The organism is Microbacterium sp. LS_15, assembly GCF_041954735.1.
GTDB lineage: Bacteria > Actinomycetota > Actinomycetes > Actinomycetales > Microbacteriaceae > Microbacterium.
The window spans coordinates 203,199-214,624 of sequence record NZ_JAVAYD010000004.1 but is presented as its reverse complement, the minus strand read 5'-3'; the positions used below and the strand labels follow the sequence as shown (position 1 = coordinate 214,624).

Here is an 11,426-nt window from a genome sequence, read left to right as displayed (position 1 = left end):
TGAGCCGTGACCGCCCCTCGCGGCCACGGCTCAGAGCGAGAACCCGCCGTCCGATGTGAGCACCTGACCGACCACCCAGGAGCCGTCCGGGGTGCAGAGCCAACCGATCAGGCTCGCGGGGTCGGAGGGGCGTCCCACCCGACCGAACGGCTGCGCGCTGATCCATTCGGCGACACCCGACAGATCGCGGTCGGTGGTGTCCGGATCGAGGTACCCCGTGTTCACCGGACCGGGGTTGACGGTGTTCAGCACGATGCCGACGTCGAGCAGCTCCCTCGCGACCGACCGGGTGATGCCGGCGAGCGCCGCCTTGCTCGTCGCATAGGCGATCTCGCCGACCATCGCGCCGTGTCCCTGACCGGAGGTCATCCAGATCACGTGGCCGGTCGGTGCGTCGAACGGTCCGAGGTCCGCGACGCGGTCGCCGGGCCGTGCGACATCGACGTGCGAGCCGCCCCGTTCGGTCTGCCGCCGCCGGGCGAGCCCCGCGGTCAGCAGGAGCGACGCGCGGGCGTTGGTCTGCCAGTGGGCGTCGAGCCGGTCGGGCGTCATGTCGAAGATCGAGCCGTCCCCTCCGGTCAGAGCCTGATTGCACACGAGGATGTCGAGACGACCCGTCAGGGCGGATGCTGCGTCGAGCAGCGGCTCGATCGTCGCCGGATCGCGCAGATCGGCGTGGTGATCGCTCATCGCGGCACCGGTAGCGAGGGCGTCGGCGATCCCCGCGCGCACAGCGTCGAGGTTGTCGGCGCCCCACGGCTGGTCGATGTCGTGCGGACGGTAATGGTGGGTCACGACGTTCGCGCCGAGAGACGCGAGGCGCACGGCGGTCGCGAAGCCGATGCCGCGGAGGCGCGAGACGCCGGTCACGAGGGCGGTCTTGCCGCGCAGGGGAAGAGGGGAAGCGTGCATGGGGGTTCCTTTCGATCGGAGGTGCCGAGGCGCGCGGGAACGCAGCCGAACGGCGGGGGAGAGGATCGAGTCAGAGGCCAGCCATGGGCGCCAGCGTAGCAGCGGGACTAGCGACAGGCGAGCCGCACGTCAACGGGGTGACCGGTGCCGCGCACCCGCGGGATAGTGGACGCATGTGGGCACTGCTGATCATCCTCCTCGTCCTGTGGGCCGGTCTCGCGGTCTTCGGCTTCGTCATCAAGGGGCTGCTGTGGCTGGCCGTCCTGGGAGTCGTGCTGTTCCTCGCGACGCTCGTGATCGGGATGCTGCGCCGAGGCGCCGCCACCAGGAAGTAGGTCTCTCGCTCACGCGTTCGTCGGCGCTACGCTGACGACATGCTGTACGAGCACCTCGGGGCTCGGCCCCGGATCCACGACACCGCCGTCATCGCTCCGACCGCCGTGATCTCCGGCGACGTGCAGATCGGGCCCGGCTGCCAGGTCCTGCACGGCGCGGTCATCACGGCCGAGGGCGGACCGATCACGATCGGCGAGCACGTCATCGTGATGGAGAACGCCCTGATCAGGGCGACGGCGGCGAACGCCGTGCACATCGGGCCGCACACACTGATCGGCACGCTCGCGAGCATCGCGGGCGCGACGGTGGGCGAAGAGGTCTTCTTCGCCTCCGGTGCGCGGATCTTCAACGGCGCGATCGTCGGCGACCGCTGCGAGGTGCGGGTCAATGCGATCGTGCACCGGCGGGCGGTGCTGCCGTCGGGCACCGTGGTGCCGATCGGCTGGGTGGCCGTCGGCGACCCCGTGCAACTGCTCTCCCCGGACCGCGAAGACGAGATCGCCGCCGCGCAGCCCGAGCTCGACTTCCCCGGCCATGTGTTCGGGGTCGACCGCGACACCCCCGACCTCATGGTGCAGCTCACCGAGCGCTACGGCAGCTCGCTGGCCAGGCACGCCCAGGACGTGCGTGTCGACGGTGCAGCGGCGGGTGGGGAGTGAGCGCCGGCACAGGCCTGGTGCGCCCGGACGTCACGACGGAGGATGCCGAGGCGATCGCCCGCGCGTGCTACGGCATCGAGGCGACGGCGACCGAGCTCGGCAGCAACCAGGACCGCAACTTCGTGCTGCACGAGGCCGACGGCGGACGCAGTGTGCTGCGGGTCGACAACCCCGTGTTCGGCGACGAGGCGCGCGATGCCCAGCACGCTGCGCTCGAGGCGTACCGCGCGGCGGGTGTGCGCGTGCCCGCGGTGCTCGCCGGGCTCGACGGTCGGCTGACCCAGCGCTGGCAGGGGTTCGCGGTACGGCGCAGCGAGTACGCGGAGGGCGAGCCGATCGTCGATGCGGGCTACCTCGCTCCGGTCGTGCTCGCCGAGTTCGGCGCGCTCGCCGCGGCATCCGTCTCCGCGCTCGCCGATCTGCAGCATCCGGGACTCGATCGGGAGCAGATGTGGGACATGCGCGTCGCGTACGACCAGGTCCGCGCGCTCGCCGACGCGATCGACGACGACGACCTGCGGCGGCGCGTGCTGTCGGCGGCGGACGAGGCGCACGCCGCGCTCGCCGCGGTGGCGTCCGACCTCCCTGTGCAGCCGATCCACGGCGACCTGACCGATGACAACGTGACAGGTGCCCGCGGAGCCGACTCCCGGCTGCATCCGCACGTCGTGCTCGACCTCGGCGACCTCGGACTCGGATGGCGGGTCGCGGAGCTCGCCGTGTGCGCCTCGTCGATGCTGCACCACGAGCCGGAGCGTCCGCTGCGGGTGCTCGACACGATCGCCGCCTTCCACGACCGTGTGCTGCTGCAGCGGGCGGAAGCACGGGCGGTGTGGCCGCTCATCGTGCTGCGGGCGGCGCTGCTCGTCGCCAGTGGATGGCGGCAGCTCGCGATCGACGGCGCCAACGACTACGCGCGGGAGCGCGTCGCGACGGAGCAGGCGATCTTCGACGCCGCCACGGCCGTGCCGCTCGCCGAGGCGGTCGAGCACGTGCTGGACCGACTGGGCGTCGTGCCTGCGCCCGACCGGCCGCGGGCGACCCATGGACTGCTTCCCGACCTCGACGGCGGACTCGTCGTCGTCGATGCGGGCGTCGGATCGGCCGAGCTCGACGCCGGACGCTGGATGGATGCCGCGGCCGAGACCAGCCTCGTCGCCGAGGCGCACGCTCGGGGAGCCGCCGTCGCGGTGCTGCCGTACGGCGCGTTCCGACTCACCCGTGCGGCGGTCGATGCCGCCGATCCGGCGGCGACGTGGCCGGGCGAGACCGAGCTGCACCTGGCCCCCGGACGGGAGTCGCGCATCATCGCTCCGTGGGCCGGCGACCTGCAGGACGACGACGCAGGCCTCCGCCTCGTCGCGGACGACGGGTGGGTGCTGGAACTGCGCGGCTCAGGACTGCGCGGCTCAGGACTGCGTGGCGGGCCCGCAGGCCGGCTCGTGGGAGCGGGCGAGCAGATCGCGACGGTCGCGGCGGCCGAGGACCCCGCCGTGCTCGTGATCGGAGTCCGGCGGATCGGCGCGCCTCCTCACCACGGTCGGGGCGGCGTCGCGGCCCTCGTGACCCCCGACCGCGTGCCCGCGTGGCGGCGGCTCACCGCGGATCCGGCCGCGCTGCTCGGCATCCCGTCGCACGCCGAGCACGACGAGGCGGAGGAGGAGCTGCGTCGGAGAGAGCGCATCTTCGCCGAGGCGCAGGAACGGTATTACGAGCGTCCGCCGCAGATCGAGCGCGGCTGGCGCCACCACCTGATCGACACGACGGGCCGCACCTACGTCGACATGGTGAACAACGTCGCCGGACTCGGCCACGCGCACCCTCTCGTGGCTGAGGCCGCGAGCCGTCAGCTGCGCACGCTCGCGACCAACTCGCGCTTCCTGTTCCGCGACCTCGCCGAGTACAGCGAGCGGCTCATCGCGCTGATGCCGGAGGGCAGTGCGCTCGACACGGTGCTGCTCGTCAACAGCGGCTCCGAGGCGGTCGATCTCGCCCTCCGGCTCGCGCAGGCCGCCACCGCGCGTCGGACGGTCGTCGCGCTCCGCGAGGCGTACCACGGGTGGACCATGGCGAGCGACGCGGTCACGACCAGCGCGTACGACAACCCCTTCGCGCTCGAGACGCGTCCCGACTGGGTGCACGTCGCCGACGTGCCCAACCGCTACCGCGGCACCTATCGCGGCGACGACACGGCCCACCTCTACCTCGCGGACCTCGACGCCGACCTCGACCGACTCGCCGTCGAGGGGCGGGACGTCGCGGCTTTCCTCTGCGAATCCGTGCTCGGCAATGCCGGCGGCGTGCTGCTCCCCGACGGCTACCTCGCCGGAGCCTACGAACGCGTGCGTGCTCGCGGTGGGCTCTGCATCGCCGACGAGGTCCAGGTCGGGTTCGGACGCATGGGGTCGACGTTCTGGGGCTTCGAGCAGTCGGGCGTCGTGCCCGACATCGTCACGATCGCGAAGCCCATGGGCAACGGGTTCCCGATCGGCGGCGTCATCACCTCGAAGCGGATCGCCGACGCGCTCAGCAGCCAGGGGCAGTTCTTCTCGTCCGCGGGCGGCAGCACGCTCAGCTGCCGGGTGGGGATCGCCGTGCTCGACGCGATGGAGGCGGACGGGCTGCAGAGCAACGCCCGCGAGATCGGTGCTCGGCTGGCTGACGGGTTCCGGGAGCTCGCGCGACGGCATCCGCTGATCGGGCCCGTGCACGGCGCGGGCCTGTACCTCGGCGTGGAGCTGGTGCGCGACAGGCAAACGATGGAGCCGGCGGACGCCGAGGCCGCGGCGATCTGCGAACGGATGCGGGAGCTCGGGGTCGTCGTCCTCACGACCTCGGAGAGGTCGAACGTGCTCAAGGTCAAGCCGCCGCTGTGCCTGACCGCGGACAGCGCCGACCACGTGCTCGCCTCGCTGGATCGGGTGCTCTCGGAAGGATGGTGAGCCCGGCCTTCGAATCCGGCCTTCGTTCGTCATGTTAAATGCGTATTTCGAACGAGATTTGCTCTTCCGCTGACGAATATCCCGGGTCCATACTGATGCTCAGCGTCGGACGACCCGAAGTCCGGCCCCTGCGCTGTTCCCGGAGGAGTACATATGGCCACGAAGACCAAGCCGCTCGCGCAGGGAGGCGGAACCCTCCGACGCAACCTCGGGCTGTGGGCGATCGTGGGACTCGGTCTCGGCTACATGACGCCCACCGTCGTGTTCGACACCTTCGGCATGGTCGCGCGCGACACGAACGACGTCGTCCCGGCCGCGTACCTCGTCGCGCTGATCGTCATGGTGTTCACCGCCATCAGCTACGGCAAGATCGCCAGCGCCATCCCGAGCGCCGGATCCGCCTACACCTACGTGCGCGAGTCGATCCATCCGAACCTCGGCTTCATGGTCGGCTGGACCTCGCTGATCGACTACGTGCTCCTGCCGATGGTGAACTGCCTCATCATCAAGAGCTACCTCGAGGCGATGTTCCCCGACGTCCCGGCCTGGATCTGGGTCGTGCTCTACTGCATCCTCGTCACGAGCATCATCTACATGACCATGCGCGGCACGTCGAACCTCAACATGATCCTGCTCGTGTTCTCGATCGTCGTCATGGTGGTGTTCGTGGTGCTCGTCGTCGCGCAGCTCATGCGCGGGGAGGGCGCGGCGACGATCCTCTCGGTCGGCGCCTTCCTGCACGACGACGTGACCATGGGAGCGGTGCTGACGGGCGCCACCATCGTCTGCTTCTCGTTCATCGGCTTCGACGCGGTGACGATGTACGCGGAGGAGGCGAAGGACCCGAAGATCATGCCCAAGGCGATCCTCCTCACGGTCCTCCTCGGCGGGGGGATCTTCCTCGTGGCCTCGTACGTGTCGCAGCTGCGGTTCCCCGACTGGAACGAGTTCGCCCCCGGCGGCGACATGCAGTTCGTCGAGGACTCGACCCTGCCGATCATCGGCGACCTCGTGGGCGGCGACGTCTTCATGGCGGTGCTCACCGCGGCTGGTTTCTGCGCGACTCTCGCGTCGGGCCTCGCCTCGCACGCCTCGGTCTCGCGCATGCTGCTCGTGATGGGGCGCAACAACGTGCTGCCGCAGCGCGCCTTCGGCTACATCAACCGCCGCACCCACACGCCGACGTTCAACATCGTGCTGGTGGGGGCGATCTCGCTGCTCGCGATCCCGTTCACGCTCGAGCTGATCGCCGCGTGGATCAACTACGGCGCGCTCATCGCGTTCACGTTCGTCAACGTCTCGGTGATCGCCTGGTTCGCCATCCGCAAGGGTCTGCGCCGCACGCCGCGGGAGATCTTCTCGTACATCGTGATGCCGGGCATCGGCATGCTGCTGACGGGGCTGCTGTGGGTGAACCTGCACCCCGACGCGCTGATCGGCGGCATCACCTGGACGGTGCTCGGTCTCATCTACCTCGCGGTCATCACGAAGGGCTTCCGCAAGAAGGTGGTCGCGTTCGACGAGAACCAGGCGGTGACGGGCTACAACAAGGTGGTGAAGGTGCCGGTCGACGAGCGCTGAGGCGTCCGCGGGTTTCGAATCGCTTGCATTGCAACATTCCCCGCGTGGGAGCTGCCATTCACGCGATTCGACACCCGGAAGGCGTCAGATGACGCCCTGCGCGAGCATCGCGGCAGCCACGCGCTCGAAGCCGGCGATGTTGGCGCCCGCCACGTAGTCGCCCGCGACGTCGTAGCGCTCGGCGGCGTCGAACGCGGCCCGGTGGATGTCGGCCATGATCTCGCGCAGCTTGTTCTCGCTCGCGTCGAAGCTCCAGCGCTGACGGGAGGCGTTCTGGCTCATCTCGAGCGCCGAGGTGGCCACGCCGCCCGCGTTCGCGGCCTTGCCGGGGGCGAACAGCACGCCGGCCGCCTGGAAGGCGTCGATCGCCGAGGGGACGCACGGCATGTTCGCGCCCTCGGACACGGCGCGGACTCCGTTCGCGATCAGCGCCTGAGCGGCTTCGTGGTCGAGCTCGTTCTGCGTCGCCGAGGGCACCGCGATGTCGACAGGGACCTCCCACACGCTGCCGCCCTCGACGAAGCGGGCACTCGGCCGGCGACGCGCGTACTCGACGATGCGGGCGCGCTCCACCTCCTTGATCTGACGCAGCAGATCGACGTCGATGCCCTCGTCGTCGACGACATAGCCGGAGGAGTCGGATGCCGTGACGGCGGTCGCCCCGAGCTGGGCGGCCTTCTGGATCGCGTAGATCGCGACGTTGCCCGAGCCGGAGACCGCGACGCGCTTGCCGTCGAGCGAGTCGCCGTGCACGCCGAGCATCTCCTGCGCGAAGAACACCGCGCCGTACCCGGTGGCTTCGGTGCGCACCTCGGCGCCGCCCCATCCGGTGCCCTTGCCGGTGAACATGCCCGACTCGTGGCGGTTGGTGATCTTGCGGTACTGGCCGAACAGGTAGCCGATCTCGCGGCCGCCGACGCCGATGTCACCGGCAGGCACGTCGGTGTGCTCGCCGAGGTGACGGTAGAGCTCGCTCATGAACGACTGGCAGAAGCGCATGATCTCGGCATCCGACCGTCCGTGCGGGTCGAAGTCGGATCCGCCCTTGCCGCCGCCGATGCCCTGTCCGGTGAGCGCGTTCTTGAAGATCTGCTCGAAGCCGAGGAACTTGATGATCGACAGGTTGACCGAGGGGTGGAAGCGCAGGCCGCCCTTGTACGGGCCGAGCACCGAGGAGAACTGGATGCGGTAGCCGCGGTCGACCTGCAGCCGTCCCGCGTCGTCGACCCACGGGACGCGGAACAGGATCTGCCGCTCCGGCTCGACGAGGCGCTCGACGATCCCGCCGTCGACGTACTCCGGATGCCGTTCGAGCACCGGGGCGATCGAGTTCAGCACTTCGTGCACGGCCTGCTGGAACTCCGGCTCGTGCGGGCTGCGCGCCAGCACGGTGTCGAAGACGGGCTGCAGGGTGTCGGCGAGCGGGTGGAAGTCGGCGGAGGGGGAAGGTGAAGGGGTCACGCGCGAGAGGGCTTTCTGATCGGGTCGAGGGAGGCGTCGCACATGCGCGTCATCCGGTGTTCTGCAGTCCGGCCGCCACGCCGCTGACCGAGAGCAGGAGCAGACGACGCTGCTCGTCCTCCGATCCGGAGCCCACGGCCTCGGCCGGGTCGCGGAGCGCGCGCAGCGCGCGCAGCTGCAGCAGCGACAGCGCATCGACGTACGGCGTGCGCAGCTGCACGGCGCGCTGCAGGATCGGCTTGTTCTCGAGCAGGCCGACGCCGCCGGTGAGACGGATGACCCACTCGCGGGTGAGCGCCAGCTCGTCGAGCACGAGCTGCGCGAGATCGTCGCGGTCGCCGAGTGCCAGGTACTGGCGGGCGATGCGCTCGTCGGTCTTCGCGAGGCTCATCGCGACGTTGTCGATCATGGTGTGCAGCAGCGGCCACTCGCGATACGCCTCGGCCAGCCGCTGCTCGTCGCCGACGGCGGCGAGGGCCGTGCCGAGACCGAACCACCCGGCGAGGTTGATGCGCGCCTGCGTCCACGCGAACACCCACGGGATCGCCCGCAGGTCTTCCAGCGACTCCACCGACAGGCCGCGCCGCGCGGGGCGCGAGCCCAGCGCGAGCAGCCCGATCTCCTCCATCGGCGTCACGGTCGCGAACCACGGGGCGAAGCCGTCGGCCTTGACGAGCGAGAAGAACCGCTTACGGGACGAGCGGTCCATGACCTCGGCGATGTCGGCGAAGCGGCGCGCGGCGTCGCTCGTGCGCTGCTCGACGGCGGGGGAGGAGGCGAGCAGCGTCGCTGCGGCGACCTGATCGATGTGACGCATCGCGATCGCCGGCTCGCCGTAGCGGGCGAAGATGACCTCGCCCTGCTCGGTGAGCTTGAAACGGCCGTCCACCGAGTGGGGCGGCTGCGCGAGGATCGCGGAGTTCGCGGGGCCGCCGCCGCGGCCGAGAGCACCGCCCCGACCGTGGAACAGCGTCAGCTCGATGCCGGACTCCTTGGCCCAGAGCGCGATCTTCTCCTGGGCCTCGTACAGCGCGAGGTTCGCGGCGACCGGGCCGACGTCCTTCGACGAGTCGGAGTACCCCAGCATGACCTCGAGGCGGTTGCCGGTGGCGGCCATGCGCTCGCGGAACTCGGGGAACGTGACGGCCTCGGCGAGGATCGCGGGCGCGGCCTGCAGGTCGGCGAAGGTCTCGAACAGCGGCACCACGTCGAGCACCGGGGCGTCGTCGCCGAGCGCGTGGCGGGCGAGCGTGTACACGTTCGCGAGGTCGGACGCCGCCTGCGTGAACGACACGACGTAGCGACCGGCCGCACGCAGACCGCGGTCGCGCTGGATGTCGGCGATCGCGCGGAAGACCTCGAGGACCTCCTCGGTCTGGGCGCTCACCGGCTCGTCACCGGAGAGCTCGGCCAGCGCCTTCGCGTGCACCTGCGAGTGCTGACGCACCTCGAGCTCGGTCAGGTGGAAGCCGTACGTCTCGACCTGCCAGATGAGGTGCTGCACACCGCCGAACGCGTGACGGCGGGCGCCGGCATCCGCGAGCGACGACTGCACCGCGCGGAGATCGGCGAGGAGTTCCTCGGGGGCGCCGTACCGCTCGTCGTCGCCGCGACGGGTGGCGCCGACGCGATGCGCGAGGGCGAGCACGACACGGCGGTGCGGCTCGCCGGGCGACCGCGCGGCGAGCTCGTCGGCGAGTCCGGGCTCGGCGGTCGCGAAGCGCTCCCACAGAGCGAGCACCTCGTCGCTGGGCGGCGTGTCCTCGGCATCCAGCGTCAGCGTGCGGCCGATGCGCTCCAGGGCGCGCTCGAGTCCGCGGAGCACGTGATCGGAGGCGATCTGCGACGCCTCCCTGGTGACGGATGCCGTGACGAACGGGTTGCCGTCGCGGTCGCCGCCGACCCAGGAGCCGACGCGCACGAAAGCCGGCACGACGGGCTCGCTCGCGCCCGAGTCGTCGCCGCGCAGGGCGTCGTCGATGCGGCGGTACACGTGCGGCACCGTCGTGAACAGCGTCTCGTCGAACACGCTCATGACCGTGCGCACCTCATCGGTGGGCGAGGGCTTCTGCGCGCGCAGCGGCGCGGTGCGCCACAGGGTCTCGATCTCCTCGAGCATGCGGCGGCGCGCCCGGTGCTGCTCCGCGCCGCTCTCGCTCGCGGCGTCGTGCTGGGTGAGCAGCTCGGAGAGACGGCGGATGCTCGACGACACGGCGCGCCGGCGGGCCTCGGTGGGGTGCGCGGTGAACACGGGGTGGAAGCGCAGGCTCTGCAGGCGGCGGCGCGCTTCATCGTCGCCCACCTCGGACTTCAGTCGGGCGTAGGCGGTCGCGACGGTGTCGGCGGCGTCCTCGCGACCGGGCTGGCCGGCGCGCTCGCGCAGCACGCGCACGCGCTGGTGCTCCTCGGCGAGGTTGACCAGGTGGAAGTAGCACGTGAAGGCGCGGGCGACCTCGTCGGCGCGCTCGATCGTGAACGATTCCGCGATCGCCGCAGCGCGGTCGAACGCATCGGACGTCTCCTCGTCGTACGCCTGGATGGTGGCGAGACGGAGGCGCTCGACGTCGGCGAACAGCTCGTCGCCTCCGGCTTCGCGCAGCACCTGGCCGAGGAGACCGCCGAGCATTCTCACGTCGGAGCGCATGGCGTCCGGAATGCCGCGGCCCGCTTCGAATCGGCCGATGATGCGGATGGCCGAGGTGTCGGTGGGCTCGGGAAAACTCTGTGCGGGGGTCACGCACACGAGCGTAGCCGGGTCGGGAGCGGTGCCCTGCACGCATGACGGCGCGAGACATGAGAGAGTCGATCCGAACCGAGGACCCGCACCGAGGAGCAGCCGTGACCGAAGATTCCCAGACCGATCCGCTGCGAGCGGCAGCCGACACGATGCGCGCGGTCAGGGAGCGCTGCGTGTGGTCGCAGCGCATCACGCATCGCGATCTCGTGCCGTACCTCATCGAGGAGTCGCACGAGGTGATCGAGGCCGTCGAGAGCGGCACGAGAGACGACCTGCGCGAAGAGCTCGGCGATCTGCTGTGGCAGGTGCTCTTCCACTCGGCGATCGCTGCGCAGGACCCCGACGATCCGTTCGACATCGACGACGTGGCCCAGACCCTCACCGAGAAGATGGTCAGGCGCCATCCCCATGTCTTCGCGGGCGAGGTCGCGACCACGCCCGACGAGGTGCTCGTGCACTGGAACGCGGCGAAGGCGGCCGAGAAACGCACGAGGACCAGCGTGCTCGACGGCGTGCCGCGCGGGATGCCGGCCCTCGCGCTCGCGCAGAAGCTCGTCGGACGTGCAGCCGGTGTCGGCGTCACGCCCGACGCGTCCGGGACCCAGCCATCGTCCGGCCCCCACCCCTCGTCCGAAGGCGAGCTCGGCGATGCCATGCTCGTCCTCGTCTCCCTCGCCCGCGAGCGTGGGTGGGACGCCGAGCGGGCACTGCGCGAGCGTCTGCGCCTCCTCGAGGACGAGGTGCGCGCCGCGGAGGTCGAGGGCTGAGGCCACTGCATCCGTCTCCGACCGGGACGGG

8 protein-coding genes are annotated in these 11,426 nt (G+C 70.7%); 5 read left to right on the top strand and 3 right to left on the bottom strand.

All coding sequences use genetic code 11. From position 1 onward, the window contains the following. Positions 1-30: 30 nt before the first annotated feature. Positions 31-912 (bottom strand): SDR family oxidoreductase, encoded by an 882-nt coding sequence (locus RAC69_RS08135; protein WP_375086374.1) that lies wholly within the window; start codon positions 910-912, stop codon positions 31-33. A gap of 173 nt (positions 913-1,085) precedes the next feature. On the opposite strand from RAC69_RS08135, the gene RAC69_RS08130 reads away from it, so the two are divergent. The 4 genes from RAC69_RS08130 to RAC69_RS08115 all read left to right on the top strand — a co-directional run bounded on the left by RAC69_RS08130 (position 1,086) and on the right by RAC69_RS08115 (position 6,430). Then, entirely contained in the window at positions 1,086-1,247 is a 162-nt protein-coding gene (locus RAC69_RS08130; protein WP_341935093.1) for a hypothetical protein, read from the top strand. Between the two features lie 39 nt (positions 1,248-1,286). Further along, complete coding sequence (locus tag RAC69_RS08125) at positions 1,287-1,907, top strand: gamma carbonic anhydrase family protein (RefSeq protein WP_375086373.1); 621 nt, start codon at positions 1,287-1,289, stop codon at positions 1,905-1,907. Beyond that, entirely contained in the window at positions 1,904-4,849 is a 2,946-nt protein-coding gene (locus RAC69_RS08120) for an aminotransferase (RefSeq protein WP_375086371.1), read from the top strand. Before RAC69_RS08125 ends, RAC69_RS08120 begins: the two co-directional genes overlap by 4 nt. 153 nt (positions 4,850-5,002) lie before the next feature. Next, a complete protein-coding gene (locus RAC69_RS08115) occupies positions 5,003-6,430 on the top strand; it encodes an APC family permease (protein ID WP_375086369.1) in 1,428 nt (475 codons plus the stop codon). A gap of 84 nt (positions 6,431-6,514) precedes the next feature. On the opposite strand, the gene gdhA is transcribed toward RAC69_RS08115, so the two are convergent. Together gdhA and RAC69_RS08105 are read right to left on the bottom strand one after the other, a co-directional pair. Beyond that, the gene (gene gdhA, locus RAC69_RS08110) at positions 6,515-7,891 is read right to left on the bottom strand and encodes an NADP-specific glutamate dehydrogenase (protein ID WP_375086367.1); all 1,377 of its coding nucleotides are present in this window, start codon (positions 7,889-7,891) and stop codon (positions 6,515-6,517) included. A 49-nt stretch (positions 7,892-7,940) separates the two neighbouring features. Further along, positions 7,941-10,628 (bottom strand): phosphoenolpyruvate carboxylase, encoded by a 2,688-nt coding sequence (locus RAC69_RS08105; protein WP_375086365.1) that lies wholly within the window; start codon positions 10,626-10,628, stop codon positions 7,941-7,943. Positions 10,629-10,777: 149 nt separating this feature from the next. Here RAC69_RS08105 and RAC69_RS08100 point away from each other — a divergent pair, with 149 nt between their 5' ends. Next, positions 10,778-11,395 (top strand): MazG family protein, encoded by a 618-nt coding sequence (locus RAC69_RS08100; RefSeq protein WP_375086401.1) that lies wholly within the window; start codon positions 10,778-10,780, stop codon positions 11,393-11,395. Positions 11,396-11,426: the final 31 nt, after the last annotated feature.